We start from the raw sequence: 15,018 nt of genomic DNA, 5'->3' as shown, positions 1-15,018 counted from the left end.
AAAAGAAGAAACTCATGCCTACAATTAGCCAACTTATACGTCACGGCAGGAAAAAACAGATTAACAAGTCTAAATCTCCTGCATTAAAAAGTAGCCCCCAACGCCGGGGAGTTTGCACGAAGGTGACTACCTTCACTCCGAAAAAACCGAACTCGGCTTTAAGAAAAGTCGCAAGGGTTCGTTTAACAACCGGTATTGAAGTGACCGCTTATATTCCCGGTGAGGGACATAACCTGCAAGAGCACAACGTTGTTCTGATCCGCGGGGGAAGGGTAAAAGACCTTCCAGGGGTTCGTTATCATATTATCCGTGGTACCTTGGATACTCTTGGTATCGATAAACGTCGTAAGGGTCGTTCTAAATATGGAACGAAAAAACCTAAGGCGTAAGGGAGTTATTAGGAATGTCTAGAAGAAGAGGAAAAGTAGAACCACGCAAGATCCAGCCGGATTCGGTTTATGGAGATGCAAACATCGCGAAGTTTATCAACTGCCTGATGTTGGACGGAAAAAAATCCGTAGCAGAATCTTTATTTTATGATGCTCTGGATCTGGTCCAAAAAAAGACCGGAAACGATCCTTACGTTACTTTTAAAGAAGCATTAGAAAACGTTAAACCGCAAGTGGAAGTAAAATCCCGTCGTGTGGGTGGTGTGACTTACCAAGTTCCTATCGAAGTTCGTCCTGAAAGACGTTTAGCTCTTGGGATCAGATGGTTGATCCGTTATTCCAGAGAAAGAAACGAAAAAGGTATGGCCAACAAGCTTGCTGCAGAATTTATCGAGGCTCAAAAAGGCACCGGAGCAGCAATCAAGAAGAAGGAAGATATCCGAAAAATGGCAGATGCGAACAAAGCATTCAGCCACTATCGCTGGTAAAAATCTTTTATTCACAAACGTCCGCGGTTGCATGAGACCGCGAACAGGTTTTATGAAGGGACTCCGAAAGAGTCCCTTTTTTATTTTTGTCTTTTTCGACCGATTTTTAGCGGAGTAGATTTCTATTTTTTTTGGGCGGGATAGCCATTAACCGTAACACATTTCCAACTGAACAGCAGGACACTGTAATCAGTATGATACATTTCTACATCGCTAAGCCCTTGTGTTCCTTTAGGGGATAGTAGTAACGCTTCTTTAAATGCATCTTTTAATGTTCCCTTGCCAAAGACGAAGATTGGAAAAAAAGGTCCATAATATGTACAACTTTTCCCTTCTACCCGCTCTTCCTTTAGGTTTTTGTAATCCTTGAAACCTTCGGCTGCAATAAAAGTCCCGGAAGATTCCCACGGGATTGAAATACATCCATAATAACTTAAGAGTATAAATATTGAGATTAGGATTCTTTGCTTCATTCTTTTTCGCCTATTACGGAAACACAACTTACAAGTTGACCCTCTGTAGATTCGTGAAAGATTCCCGCTCGAAAATTTTTCAGCCCTTTCAGCTTCGCGTCCTGTAGAACTTGACCGATCTCTGAATACATATTATCCGGACCGATTATAGTCGCACAACGCCCCTTGAATTTTAAAGCTCCATTTGCTGGATCTATTTTTGTGGGGCTCATTTCTACGTAGGAGAGCTTTCCGTATCGGACAGTTGAACAACCTAAGATCAAAAGGCTGAGAAGAACATTTAATCCAATTAGAAGGTATTTGTTTTTCATTATTTTACTCAGATTTTTTTGGAAGAAACACTAATGAGCTATTCCCATAAGTAAATGATAATTCTAATTTTCTGCCACACAGCGAACTTTTATTCCAGAGGAAGTAGACTTTGCCGTAAAGGGAACTTCATCGATTGAAGAGGTTGTAAGGGCATTTGAGGGAATATTAGGAAACGTTGTGGAGGTCCAAAGGATTTGTTTTTCGACCGTTCCAGGAAATAAGGAATCAGGCAGACCATAAGTATGTATGCTGGACATAAGGAAATAGATCTCTTTGACAGAGGGTACACGCCAATTCGTTTTTCCGGCAAAGTCCAATGTTTCACAAGAATCCAATGCTTGCTGCCAAGTCATATTGTTTGGGGTTCCGGTACAAACTAAATCATCTGATTCGCCCTGGGCGCATTTTTTAATGATAAGTCCAGAATATTGCTCCGATATTGTTCCATCTCCCAGATCCGCAAATTCGGCAAATGGTATCTGAGGTCCTGATACACACCGGATCCCGGCAGTACTTATACTCACATCCCAGTCTATTGTTCCTCGATCTTGCGCATAAACATATTCACCTTGTAAATGACGAACTGGAGTATCCGTCCAAAATGATCCTCCGCCAATCGGTAGGTTTGGAAAGTAGGTGGAAGGCAAAGTTTGGCCTGAAGTAATATTGTAATCAAAAATGAGAATCGCTTCTCGAACGGAAGGTAGTCTCCAAGATCGTCCTGCGATTGTTAGTTGAGAGCAGAAGGAATTCGCATATTCCCATGTTACGGATGCATAATTTGTTCCTAAACAATTGGTCCCGTCCCATACCTGTGAGGCCTCACATCTCGTCCAAACAAGTTTGGAGCTAGTTTCCGTAACCGTTTCTCCGCCATCTGTAATGGTTAGATTGTAAGGGGCCGGTGTATCTATATATTCTCCATCCTCTCCGGTCCCAGCACAAGAGCGTACCGTCCCGGAGGTATCGTAACAGATCGATTGGTTCGTATCTGGTAACTGAAAAGAGGAAGAAGTGGGGACCGCGGAGGCGGAATCCATTAAACTAAGCAAAAGTCCTGATTCCGCTTTGTTCGGGTCCTTACTACAATGAAAAAATCCTGCTAATGTTGTGAAGATTAAAGACATATAGAGAGATTTTCTATAAAAGTATCTCAATCTACATGTTTGGTTTTCAGTTTCGCACATACGTATTTCCAAAATGTATATTTTACCATTCTCGAATATAGGAAAAAAGAGAACTCGCAAGCATCTATTTAGGTTTCGTATCGAAGCTTCTGTCCGCATGGACCCGGAGAAACACAAATTCCCTGATTGAATTTGATTTAAGAAAGTTTCGATAGATTTTTTTTTCTGAACTCGTCCGGAGTTATACCGAATTTCTTTTTAAATTCCTTGTACAAGGTCGAGCGGGAGGAAAAACCTAAACTATCCGAAATGGAAATGATACTTCGATCCGGTTCCTCCAATAGAACTTTACTTGCTTCTTGGATGCGTATTCCCGTGATATATGTGTAAAAATTCTGCTCATAAATGGAATTCAAAAATTCCGAAAGTTGGTGCCTAGATAAGCCGACCATGGAAGAAAGCCGTTCTAATCCGAGATCTTCGTCACAAAAGATCCTTTCCTTCACCATTAGCTCCGATAGTTTATCGCTGATTTCTTGTATATCAATTCCCTTTAGTCTCCCCGTATTTCGAACATTGGTAAAAGAACGTTTGCTCTTTTTACTTTCTGCAGCTATCTTTGTGATCCCTAGGAAGAACAGAATGTATTCCGAAATATAACCGATATAGGGAGCATTTCGTGTAAAATCATTTGCCGGGATCCCGTACATTCCGGAAAGTTCGAAGATATTAATACAAAGCGCGGAAATAATTATACCGGAAGTGGAAAACAACGCCGGGCGAAATCCTTTCCTGAGAAGAAATAAACCCGATCCAATAATCAGCAGAGTAGTGGACATTAAATTTATTTTCCCGCCATTTTCCAAAGGAAAAGCAGGGAATTCCGGAATCCAAACGCAGATTAAAGGGATACAATTAAATACTAACAAAACTTTGGAAATATTTTCGCCTAACGGAAGTTTTTCGCTTAAATTCAAAAATTTACGGATAAAATGCAGCAACAGAATTATATAAAGGAAGGCAAATGAGAACATAAGTTTACTATTATATTCATTTTTAGGTAAAAAATATTGCGCGTATCCTTCCGTAAATGCTGAATAAAGGGTTATACAAACTACAAGTGTTGAGTAGAATAATACCAATTTGTTTTTGGTTCGGTACCAATATACTCCGCATACGAGGAGGATTAAGGAGGCAATCTGTAAATAGGCAGGAAATAGAGTGAACGGAAATTTATCTCGTTCCAGGAAACCTTTTTCGGTATCCAAATGAAAGGAAAGGAACTTATCCGCCCAGGATTCGATTCTCACAAGTAATTTATATTCTTTACCCGTCGGTATACTGACTCTCATTGCATGGATTCGGTCCTTGATCTGTCTAGGAGAATCATTCTCCTTCCATCCGATCGACCCGAGCTTTATAGGATTACCTTTACTAACGTCGAAAAGATCTATTCTATCTAACCAAGGGTATTCGGATACGAAGATCCATTCTTCCTGTTTGGACTGATTGTATATTTTGATTTCAATCCAGGCTTCCTCAGGCCCGGTCCCGAGACTGATTTGTTTCGCATGGATTTGATTCGATTTCGATCTACCGAGGAAGTTTGCTGCGTTGTCGGGGGATTGGGGAGGAACAAAAATCAAATATTTGGCGGTCGGTAGAATTGCGAATGAGTTTTTCGAATCATCTAAAATTAAATTTTCATTTATATTATTCTCGGAAGATTTACAGAAAGTAAAACTTATCATCAGGATCGATATGATAACGAGCAAAAAAGGGCGCATATTGAATATATACTCCTCAAAGATAGGAAATGGACATTAATTATTCTAAATTTAGCCTCCCAAGAGAACGATCGTCAAACAATGGATTGTTTTCGTCTGCTCTAAAGAACAATTCAAGATTTTTCCGGACCCTGAGATGTGAAAAATTGCGATCTAAACGTTAGATTTTTTTTCTACTGTTAGACACAAAACACTTTGTCAGGGGTATGTTACAAGCTGCGATTACCTTTAATACAGTACTCTATACGCTCCCTGCGTTCCGGCAGGTACGTCTTTGATCGGCTCGAATTTTAAACCTGTATCCTGTGCATTATCAAAAACGGTTTGTGTGACGAGTATCTCTCCTGCTTCCGCTGTATCCTCCCCTAGTTTGCTAGCGGTATTAACTTCGGAACCGAAAACGTCCGAATCTCCAATTTTCAAAACCTTTCCGTAACCGAGTCCGACACAAAGTAGTATTTTCTCTTCTGGGATCTTGTCTTTGTTGTATTCTAATAATTCCTTTTGCATTCGGATTGCCGCCTGAAGTCCCTTGGCTACGTTCCTGAAGATGACTAAAAAGCTATCCCCTTCTGATTTTAGAAGTATCCCATCATGATCCTCTATGATAGGCACTAAAACCCTTTCGGACTCGTGTATGGTTTGCAGAAAATGAATGATTCCGAATTTTTCAACACCTCTGGAAAATCCGGAAAGGTCGGTAAACATGATACACCAAACTTCTCCGAATAGATCCCAGATCCGGGCATCAATTTTTTCCTTATCGGCGCCGGGTTTTAATCTTTCTAAAACTAGGTTTTCCAATCTGTCTTCGGATGCGCTTGCGAATATACTTCTTTTGAATGCCATTAGAATCGATTAGTGGAACGTTTTGTACCGGATTCGTCGACTTATTTTTTGAAAGACTAAATCTTTAAAATCGGTTATTCTTAAGAGGGAAGGTTGGAATGAGATTCGTTTGTGAACTAAGTTGGGAATACTGTGTATCCGGTTTTGCTCTTCACCAATTAAAAATGAATTTCCTGCGCTATTATCCTATCGCCGGTCTTGCATTTCTGGTCTTCTGGGTTTGGAAAAAGGACTTTTTTCAGAAGTTCAGGATCCAAAAAGATTTTCCAAATAAAGAAAGGATCATTTTCGAACTAAAGCAGTCTGCGATCACTTTGATCATGTTCAGTGCTATCGCTGTTTCGGTCTATATCCTCGGAAAATTAAAGATCCTTCATCTCAAAACGTATAAGGATTTCGCAGAGTACGGATTGCCTTACGCTATATTCAGTTTTATTTTACTCACGATCTGGCATGAGACATGGTTTTATTGGGCTCATCGGATCATGCATCATCGAAAAATTTATCCTTACGTCCATTCTATCCATCATAGATCGGTGAATCCTTCCCCCATGGCAGCTTATAATTTTCATTGGGTAGAGGCTTTTCTTGAAGGTGTGTATGTAGTTCCCGCTCTTTGTATTCTACCTCTTCATTTTTACGTTTTTCTAATCCACACTTTTTATGCTATGATCATGAATATATGGTGGCACCTAGGGTATGAATTCTTTCCTAAAGGATGGACGACACATCCGATCTTGAAATGGATCAACACATCTACCCACCATAATCTTCATCACCAGAAGTTCCATGGGAATTACAGTCTCTATTTTAATTTCTGGGACAGGATCTTAGGGACAAATTTTAAGGATTATTCCGAAATTTTCGAGAATAGTGTAGGTCCGGATAAAAAGGAGGAGATGTCCGTTACCCCCTCCACCTACTTGCAAAAATCTTAATTTATTCTTTGATTCTGACTTTTAGGAATCTTCGTCTAAGGCGTATTTCTTCTTCCAGTGATTTCGATAAGGCCGCGAATTTTTTATTTCGGAGATCCACATTTTTCACTAATGTTTGGTACATCGGATTGATCTTTCCGTCCGGGACTAAGAAGCTCGGCTTTATTTCTCCTTCCGTATATACTTTAAAAGAGGCAACGTTGGCGTCTTCGTCTATGAAAAGTACCGCTCCTCCGTGAGAGGACATCGGTTGGACGGTATCGACCACCCAACCTCCCGTATTGAAAACTTCTTTGCCTGAAATTGTTAACCCTAAGTCCTGGGTTTCCACGGCGAACGGTTTATGTGTATGACCGAAAATGAACGTATAATCTTTTGGGAATTCTCTTTTACTTTTTTTAGTCTCTGCTTTCCATTGTGCTGGAAGAGTGTCTCCAAGGTAAGAGTCCATGTTGTGGATTACTTCTTCGCTTAGTACGGAATTGGACATCCCTCTTTCTGCCTGCCCTACCTTTACAACGACCTTGGTAAGAATGTAAGAAAAACCTTTGTATAGAAGCCATTTGATCCCTAATATTCGAAGTAAAAAAGGAAGATTCAAATTTCTTAATAGATATGCCGATACGTTTTGCGCTAATTTACCTACTGCTTTAGCATCCTGAAGCATATCGTAAATCAATCCGATCCCGGTTCCCACTTTTCCGGATCTTCCTAATGTAGACCAGAAGAAGTCGATCCATGCAAAATTTTCCCGTTCAAGAACGTAAATGGATTTTGGAGAGGTGATTTCTTTAGCCCTTTTAAATGGGTTATAGTCGTTCATTTTGCTCCAGACGGAACGGCTACGTTTTGGCGCTTCGGGATCCTCATCAATATCCGGGAGCAAGATCCTCTGCATTGTACTCATCAAAGAATAGATGTTTTCCAAAAAATGTCCGTGAGTTAAGAATACGGAACGTTTTCCGTTTTTAGCAGGGATCTCTAAATTCGGATAAGCGATCACCGCTTCGGCTTTTTTTAACTTTTTATTTCTTCTTAAAATTCCCGTAAGTAGATCGGATTGGATGAAGTCCGGATTTACCATCTTTGTGGTGTGCCAAGTCTGATTGATATACTGATTCGGCTTTAAATTTGCAATATATTCCATGTACTGCTTTTCTCTCGCTGTTTCCCAAAGATGGTGATCATGGTTTCCCGGAATATAGAGAATACTCTCCGAAAAATGACGTTTTGTTTCCTTATATGCGACCTCTAAAAATCTTTCGAAGGTCATAGAGGCTTCGTTGATATCGCCTAATGCTAATTCAAGAACGTCGCCTAATAAAATGAATTGTGGAGGTTTAGCGGAACCGTTAACCGAATGAACGATATGTTTTAAACAGTTTATGAGTTCTGCAAGCGCCGGAGAAGTTTTCTGCGGATTTACTTTGAATTTATCCGAATCTTTTACGGGGTCCGGGAACTCTTCAATGTATGTAAGTAAACTGTTATATGCTCCCAGATGAATGTCGGAGATGACGATGTATTTAATTTTACTATTAGGCATTTAGGATGTGAATCATTCAAAAAACGTTAATAAAATCAATTAATTATTGCTATTTTTGGGTAAATGCGGCAAATAAGTAGATTTTTCGACGTTAGGAGGCCTACTTGAAATTTTACGAGGCTATAATAATCGGAACCGGATTCGGCGGTTCGATCAATGCCTGTCGTTTGTCTAAAAAATGGCCAGGCAAAGTTTTAGTACTCGAACGAGGGAAAGAATATCCTAAAGGGTCTTTTCCTAGGTCTCCGGAAGGAATGTCCAAAAACTTCTGGAACATCCCAGAAGAAGGCCCTATACCTAGATCTTCCAAGTTCAAAAGAGCAGGCAGGCAAACCGGATTATTCGATATTCGTAATTATCCAAAACTAGATGTAGTTCTTTCCGCAGGTTTAGGAGGAGGTTCCTTGATCTATGCGAACGTGTTTTTGGAGCCTCCCGATCATATTTTTGATCATCGCTGGCCGGAAACTGTTAAAAAGAAACATTTAAAACCTTATTATAAAATAGTAAAAGAAGTTTTAGGTTCCAGACCAATCCCGGACAATGGAGAAGATAGGCGTAAAGTAGTCCGCACGGAATTATACGAACATTTTGCAAAGCAAGAATCCAGGATTTCCAAAAGAGCGGACATTAACGTATTCTTCGGTAACGATTTTAAAAAACCGACTCCAATAGGGGTCCAGGAAAAAAACCGTTTCGGAGCGATCCAAACTTCCTGTACATACTGCGCAGAATGTGATGTAGGATGTAATACCCATTCTAAAAACACTTTGGATCTGAATTATCTTTTTGTAGCTAGGAACTCCAACAAGGCAGAGATCAAGACGGAACACCTTGCTACTAAGATTGTTCCTTTGAATAGCAGAGGGGAGGAAGACCCTTCCCAATCGGGTGAGCATGGTTATAGAGTTCATTATCTAAATCTACAGAATGGAAACACCATCAAGTCTTTTGCGGATACAAAACGTATCGTGGTTTCTGCGGGAACTTTAGGGTCTACGGAACTTCTACTAAAATGTAAAACAAAGTTTAAGACCTTGCCTAAGATCTCGGACAAATTAGGGACTCAATTCTCAGGGAATGGGGATTTCCTTTCTTTTGCGGCTAAGGGAAAGAAGCCGGCTGATCCGAATTACGGTCCGGTTATTACTCAGTATACGGATTATAATTTATTCTCAGGTTTCGATCCCAAAAAAGCGTTCTTACTGGAAGATGCAAGTTATCCGGTATTTGCTTCCTATTTCGTCTCGGGTGCTATTCCTATTATATTCAAATTGAAGTATATTCTTCATTTTATAGGGGAACTTTTCAAGAGTATCATAAACGGGAAAATTTTCGGTAGAGTGGGATTTCTGATGAGCGAAGCTTTAAAAGGAGATCTTTCCTACACATCTGCGGTACTTCTTTGTATGGGTATAGATACTTCCGATGGAAAGATGTATTTGGATAAAAAGGGAAATTTGCAGATCCATTGGCCTCAGAAGGAGAACATAACACTTTATAACTCTATAATGGATGTGAACAAGAGGTTCGCTAAATTTACGGATGCAAAGACCAGATTCCCTATGCCGACTTATTCCTGGCCGGTCCGTAATAACGTTACCGTTCATCCGCTTGGTGGTTGTATCATAGGGTCTTCTGCCGGCACGGGAGTCTGTTCTTCGGAGCCGAAAACTTTCGGTAAGGTTTTCGGATACGAAGGTTTATATGTTGCGGATGGAAGTTTATTGCCAACCGCAGTTGGCGCCAACCCTTCTATGACCATCTCCGCTCTTTCGGAAATGGTGGCCGAAGGAATTACAGGCAAGAAGCCGAATGCAAGTTTAAGGTAGGATATTCGATTGGCTACAGCGACGAAAAAAAAATCAAAAAAAAGTGCCGGCAAATCTAAGCCCGGCAAAACAGGAGTCAATTCTCATCCGGTAAGTTTGGAATTCACGGAGGAAATGAAAGGTTTCGTTTCCATGCCGGGATCTTTTAATTATCAAGAAGATTACGCTGCCGGGAAAAAGGCAGGCAATTATCTGATGTTTCACTTAACGATCCGAGTGAACGATACTCAGTTTTTTGTGTATGATCCGGACGAAACCGGTGAAGCCATCGGTTGGGTGGAATGTCAGCCTCTAGGCGGAAGATTCGAAGTGGAAAAAGGGGTTTTCAATTGTTTCGTGGATTACGGAAAACCTTCGGCTAACGAAAAACATATGAAATACCGTTTGTTCTTAAAGAACAAAGCCGGGAAAAAAATAACTTTAAACGGATTTAAGAAGGTAGTAGACGACGGTATCTTGAATATCTGGAGAGACACTTCTACACTTTATACCACGGTATTTGAAGGATACGTGGATGAAAAAGCGGAACCTAAAGCAAAGGTTTTGGCGAAAGGTATCCTGCATATATTAGAAAAAGATTTTATTAAGCAGATGACTACTTTCAAATCCAATGGTCGTACTTTTTCCGAGAGAAAAGACGCTCTGTTTAGATTCGGTGAGTTATTTTTAGGAAATTTATGGGAAATTTACGGGGCCCAGTTCAGAAAAGCGGAACCGGAGTTATGGAGAGAAAGAGATATTCCGGTATTTACCCTGGAAGGAGTCAAAAATTCCAAAATCACTTTTCATCCATTCACTACCGAGGATAAGATCGCTCTCAATTTAGTTCGTTTTCAGAAGAAAGAAAGTAAGGACGTCGTAGTGCTGATGCACGGACTCACTACTTCTACGGATATGTTCGTTATGCCCGAACATAAAAATTTGGTGACATATCTGCATGAAAACGGATTTACCGATGTTTGGAGTTTCGACTGGAGGGGAAGTTTACGTTTTAATTATAATCTTTTTCCTCATAGATATACTCTAGATGATATCGCTCTATATGATGTACCGGCGGCTTTAAAAGTAGTTAAAGACGCGGTTGGTGCGGGGAAAAGGATCCATTTTGTTGTACATTGTGTGGGTTCCATTTCATTTTTCATGAGTTTGTTCGGAGGAAAAATAGACGGAGTCACTAGTGTCGTCTCGAATAGTGTGTCTCTGACACCTAATGTACCGACTTGGTCTAAGATCAAATTGGCATTCTCTCCTTTTTTGATGGAGTCTATTTTCAGATTTCCGAATGTGAATCCTCGTTGGTATTATCTTCCCGGCTTGGCTTCAGGAAAACTATTGTCCAGATTCGTGAGCCTTTTTCATCACGAATGCGACGAGCCTGCTTGTCATATGCTGAGTCTGATGTGGGGAACCGGCTGGCCTGCCTGTTATGAGCACGCAAATCTTCCGGATATCACTCATAGAAGGGTAGGGGATCTATTCGGAGCGACTTCTATGAACTATTATCGGCATATCAGAAAGGCTGTGGGTCGTAAGTCCATGATCAAATACAGGCCTACTGATATTCGATACGATTCTTTGCCGAATAATTATCTGGATAAGGCTTCCGAGGTCAAAACGCCTGTCTTATTCATGACCGGCGACCAGAACAAAGTATTCAAAGATTCTAATATTATAGCTTATGAAACATTAAATCGTTTGAATCCGGGAAATAAAAACGAACTGTTTATCGCCGAGGGTTATGGCCATCAAGACACTTTAATGGGGAAAAAGAGCGATACGGACGTATTCCCTAGAATAGTGGAGTTCCTACGTAAGAATTCCAACGGAGTGAAAAAAGGGTAAGTATGTCGAAGGGAAACCGACCAGTCGTTTTTCTAACGGGAGCAGCAGGGGGGATCGGTAGGGAAACCGCGGCCCTTCTTTCCGAAAAAGGGTACCTTCTTTTTTTGACGGATTTGCAGAAACAATCTTCCGAACTGAAGAAGTTTGCAGAAACATTAGGAAAAGATCATATTGTTTTCGCTTGTGATATTTCTAAGGCAGCGGATTCGGAAAAGGCGATCAAAGAATGTGTAAAACAATTCGGAAAGATCGACGTGCTTGTGAATAATGCGGGGATCATGAGACCTTCTAAATTCGAAAATCTTACTCAAGACGAAATAGACGAACAGATAGAGATCAATATCATAGGCACAATTCGATTGACTAAATTAGGGTTGCCTCATCTTAAAAAGTCGAAAGGTAAGTTAGTAATCCTATCTTCTTTAGCTGGAATAGTTCCCGCGCCTCATCATTCTATTTATAGTGCGACCAAGTTTGCGCTTAGAGGGTTTGCTTTAAGTTTGTATCTAGAATGGAAAGAGATCGGAATACGAGTTAGTTCCATTCTTCCCGGCACAATACAATCTCCAATGACCAAATATATGGCATCTAGGGATAGTTCTCCGATGGCTTATATAAACCCGCCTTTACCACCTTCGGCTGTTGCAAAAGGAATTTGGAAGGCAATCCAAACGGATAAGGCAGAGATCTACATTCCTTATTCTCAAGGGCTACTGGCTAGAGTTGCGTTATTATTCCCTTCCTTATTGTCTTTGATCTATCCGATCATGGCTAAAAAAGGAATCCGAAATTTCGAATCATGGAAAAGAAAAGGAGTTTTTGACTGATAGCGAATCAGAAATTATCTTCGCTTAACTCTTTTAATTTTTGATTCATTTTTATATGTGAATTACGTACTGCGGTTTGGATATGCGAATTAAATAAAGAAGGCATGATCCCGGTTAAGATCGCAGTATGACTGAATTTGGTGCGGCCGGGAGTTATCTTTTCGAAAGTGAATCGATGATCTCCGGCAAACATATATTTGAAAAAGAGAGGAAAGGCTCCTTTCCAGGATATGGATTTAGAGTCGGTGAGTTCGTATATCAACGCTTTGGTTGGTAGATACACTCCCGTAAAATAATAATCGAAAACAATAATCGTTCCGCCTTTCGCTGGTTTGCCGAGGATCCTTTTTAAGAAAGGATTCCAGGAAGGAAATTTAGGGAAATCGGTAAAAATGCTCCAAATTTTTTCAGGGGATGCCTGGATTTCTATCGAGGTGACGATTGTTTGAGGATTCATTCGTCACATATCTGATGTTCTATCTGAAAAATGTCCATCTAATAAATGTTTAAAATTTGGTAAATTATGAATTGTAAAAGTTTTATTCTCTATATCGTTTTCACCGCGTTATTGGTGGGTTCTTCTTTATCAGCAGATGATAAAATACGCGTTAGCAAAGATATTGAACGACTACCTTTGGGTAAGGGAGTTTATTATCTGGAAGACCCGGAAAGGAAATTAACTTTCGAAGATATTACCAAGCCCGATGTGGGATCAAAATTTATCAAATCCGATAAGGATTCTTTGGATTTCGGCCAATTGAATTATAATTACTGGTTTCGATTAAGTTTTGAAAACGATACTCCTGAATCCGTTTCCAAATTGATCGAGATAAATTACAGTAATATTGATATAGTACAATTTTATAAACCTAATCTGGATGGAACTTATTCTAAAGAAGAAAGCGGGATGCTTTTTCCTTTTTCTGCCAGAAGTTTCAAAAATCGCAATTTCGTTTATCAGATCGATCTACAACCCGGGCAACAAAAAACTTATTATTTGATGACATGGACCAGCGGTGGTTTGAATATTCCTCTTACACTTTGGGATAAGGAGACCTTCTCGCAATACAACGCCGATGTGCAGCATGGTTTAGGTTTATATTATGGAGTGATGATCGTAATGATCCTCTATAATATTTTTATCTTTTTCTCCGTAAGAGATGTAAGCTATTTTTACTACGTATGTTATATCCTCGGTTTTTTAGGGATACAGATGGTGCTCACGGGGCATGGTTTCCAATACCTATGGCCAACATTTCCGTTTTTACAAAGGAATTTTTACGTAGTATTTACGGGGATCTGTATGGCCTCCGTTCTCCTATTTACAAAAAGGTTTTTGAATACAAAGGAAAATGTTCCGAAATGGTTGGATAAATCCATGAAGGCCCTGATTGTCGCCCATGGATTGATCGTTCTGACTCCTTTGGTTTTACCTCCGGAGATTACGGTAAAATTAGCGTTGGTCCTGACCCTTCCGGTTCTGATCTTTATTCCTACCGCTACCGTGATCAGCTTCTTGAAAAAGTTCCGTCCGGCACGTTATTTTCTTTTGGCTTTCACTGTTCTTACCATTTCAGGAACGGTAGTGGTCCTTCGTTTTATCAATGTTTTGGGTTCTACCTTCTTGACCGAATACGGATTGTATCTGGGTTCTACTATGGAGGTTATTCTTCTTTCCATCGCTTTGGCGGACCGTATCAATATTATGAAAAAGGAAAAGGAAGAAGCCCAGGCAAGGACTTTGGAAATGCAAAAGATACTCACTGAGTCTTACGCTAGATTCGTTCCGAAAGACTTTTTAGCCAATTTAGGAAAAGACTCCATTTTGGATGTAAGACTTGGGGATCAGATCCAGAAAGAGATGGCTGTTCTATTCAGCGATATCCGTTCTTTTACCACTTTGTCCGAACAAATGACTCCGGCAGAAAATTTTAATTTTATTAATTCTTATTTAAGTAGGATGAGTCCTATCATCCAAAGACATAACGGATTTATAGATAAATTTATCGGCGATGCGATCATGGCCTTATTTCAAAGAAACGTAATAGATGCCGTTTCCGCCGGTGTGGAAATGCAGAGATACCTAAAGGAATATAATGAACATAGACATCGCCAAGGTTATATTCCTATCCAGATAGGTGTCGGTATTCATTCAGGCTCCTTAATGTTAGGAACAATAGGCGCGGAAGAAAGGTTGGAAGGTACGGTAATTTCCGACACGGTCAATCTTGCCTCTAGGATAGAAAGTCTTACTAAAGTATACGGTTCCAGAATTGCTGTCAGTGAAAGTACGATAGAAGAAGTAAAAAAAGACGGCAAATTCCATTTCCGCTTTTTGGATAGAGTTAAAGTAAAGGGTAAACAAAGGCCTGTTTCCGTTTATGAAGTGTTCGACGGAGACGAACCTCAACACCAGGATCTGAAATTAAAGACCAAAGAATCCTACGAAAAGGGTGTAAAGGCATTTTATTCCAACTCATTCGAAGAAGCAAAACAACAGTTTGAGAACGTAATCTCGATCTTCCCGGATGACAAGGCCACTCAACTTTACTTAAAACGTTTATATCCGGTTACTCACGATCGGAAATTGGAAGAAGTCGAAGAATAA

At 40.1% G+C, this 15,018-nt stretch carries 14 protein-coding genes; 7 read left to right on the top strand and 7 right to left on the bottom strand.

What is annotated here, in order from left to right; translation table 11 throughout:
* Positions 1-14: 14 nt before the first annotated feature.
* Both rpsL and rpsG read left to right on the top strand, forming a co-directional pair.
* Positions 15-389 (top strand): 30S ribosomal protein S12, encoded by a 375-nt coding sequence (gene rpsL / locus LEP1GSC192_RS12710; RefSeq protein WP_036090070.1) that lies wholly within the window; start codon positions 15-17, stop codon positions 387-389.
* Positions 390-403: 14 nt separating this feature from the next.
* Positions 404-877 (top strand): 30S ribosomal protein S7, encoded by a 474-nt coding sequence (gene rpsG / locus LEP1GSC192_RS12705; protein ID WP_020770512.1) that lies wholly within the window; start codon positions 404-406, stop codon positions 875-877.
* Between the two features lie 122 nt (positions 878-999).
* On the opposite strand, the gene LEP1GSC192_RS12700 is transcribed toward rpsG, so the two are convergent.
* The 5 genes from LEP1GSC192_RS12700 to LEP1GSC192_RS12680 all read right to left on the bottom strand — a co-directional run bounded on the left by LEP1GSC192_RS12700 (position 1,000) and on the right by LEP1GSC192_RS12680 (position 5,425).
* A complete protein-coding gene (locus tag LEP1GSC192_RS12700) occupies positions 1,000-1,350 on the bottom strand; it encodes a hypothetical protein (protein ID WP_036090066.1) in 351 nt (116 codons plus the stop codon).
* Positions 1,347-1,661 carry a hypothetical protein gene (locus LEP1GSC192_RS12695; protein WP_020770298.1) on the bottom strand — a complete coding sequence of 105 codons (315 nt, stop codon included), beginning with the start codon at positions 1,659-1,661 and terminating at the stop codon, positions 1,347-1,349. Before LEP1GSC192_RS12695 ends, LEP1GSC192_RS12700 begins: the two co-directional genes overlap by 4 nt.
* A gap of 63 nt (positions 1,662-1,724) precedes the next feature.
* Positions 1,725-2,849 (bottom strand): DUF1566 domain-containing protein, encoded by a 1,125-nt coding sequence (locus LEP1GSC192_RS12690; RefSeq protein ID WP_020770337.1) that lies wholly within the window; start codon positions 2,847-2,849, stop codon positions 1,725-1,727.
* A 137-nt stretch (positions 2,850-2,986) separates the two neighbouring features.
* The gene (locus LEP1GSC192_RS19290; RefSeq protein ID WP_020770426.1) at positions 2,987-4,576 is read right to left on the bottom strand and encodes a 7TM diverse intracellular signaling domain-containing protein; all 1,590 of its coding nucleotides are present in this window, start codon (positions 4,574-4,576) and stop codon (positions 2,987-2,989) included.
* Between the two features lie 228 nt (positions 4,577-4,804).
* Positions 4,805-5,425 carry an adenylate/guanylate cyclase domain-containing protein gene (locus LEP1GSC192_RS12680; RefSeq protein WP_020770473.1) on the bottom strand — a complete coding sequence of 207 codons (621 nt, stop codon included), beginning with the start codon at positions 5,423-5,425 and terminating at the stop codon, positions 4,805-4,807.
* A gap of 98 nt (positions 5,426-5,523) precedes the next feature.
* Here LEP1GSC192_RS12680 and LEP1GSC192_RS12675 point away from each other — a divergent pair, with 98 nt between their 5' ends.
* A complete protein-coding gene (locus LEP1GSC192_RS12675; RefSeq protein ID WP_020770411.1) occupies positions 5,524-6,363 on the top strand; it encodes a sterol desaturase family protein in 840 nt (279 codons plus the stop codon).
* 1 nt (position 6,364) lies between these two features.
* On the opposite strand, the gene LEP1GSC192_RS12670 is transcribed toward LEP1GSC192_RS12675, so the two are convergent.
* Entirely contained in the window at positions 6,365-7,909 is a 1,545-nt protein-coding gene (locus tag LEP1GSC192_RS12670; RefSeq protein ID WP_020770310.1) for a metallophosphoesterase, read from the bottom strand.
* A gap of 104 nt (positions 7,910-8,013) precedes the next feature.
* Between LEP1GSC192_RS12670 and LEP1GSC192_RS12665 the strand changes: the two genes are divergently transcribed.
* From LEP1GSC192_RS12665 to LEP1GSC192_RS12655, 3 genes are read left to right on the top strand one after another with little or no spacing between them, the layout of a single operon-like run.
* Positions 8,014-9,741 carry a GMC oxidoreductase gene (locus tag LEP1GSC192_RS12665; protein ID WP_020770435.1) on the top strand — a complete coding sequence of 576 codons (1,728 nt, stop codon included), beginning with the start codon at positions 8,014-8,016 and terminating at the stop codon, positions 9,739-9,741.
* Between the two features lie 9 nt (positions 9,742-9,750).
* A complete protein-coding gene (locus tag LEP1GSC192_RS12660; protein ID WP_020770491.1) occupies positions 9,751-11,583 on the top strand; it encodes an alpha/beta fold hydrolase in 1,833 nt (610 codons plus the stop codon).
* Between the two features lie 2 nt (positions 11,584-11,585).
* A complete protein-coding gene (locus tag LEP1GSC192_RS12655; protein WP_020770446.1) occupies positions 11,586-12,410 on the top strand; it encodes an SDR family oxidoreductase in 825 nt (274 codons plus the stop codon).
* Between the two features lie 7 nt (positions 12,411-12,417).
* Here the strand turns inward: LEP1GSC192_RS12655 and LEP1GSC192_RS12650 are convergent, their stop codons facing one another.
* Complete coding sequence (locus tag LEP1GSC192_RS12650) at positions 12,418-12,867, bottom strand: SRPBCC domain-containing protein (protein ID WP_020770404.1); 450 nt, start codon at positions 12,865-12,867, stop codon at positions 12,418-12,420.
* A gap of 66 nt (positions 12,868-12,933) precedes the next feature.
* Between LEP1GSC192_RS12650 and LEP1GSC192_RS12645 the strand changes: the two genes are divergently transcribed.
* On the top strand, positions 12,934-15,018 hold the full coding sequence (locus tag LEP1GSC192_RS12645; RefSeq protein ID WP_020770460.1) for a 7TM diverse intracellular signaling domain-containing protein: 2,085 nt from the start codon (positions 12,934-12,936) through the stop codon (positions 15,016-15,018).

This window comes from Leptospira sp. B5-022, assembly GCF_000347035.1.
Taxonomy (GTDB): domain Bacteria; phylum Spirochaetota; class Leptospiria; order Leptospirales; family Leptospiraceae; genus Leptospira_B; species Leptospira_B cinconiae.
Note: the sequence above shows the minus strand (reverse complement) of the source record. Positions and strands in the feature narration are given on the sequence as shown.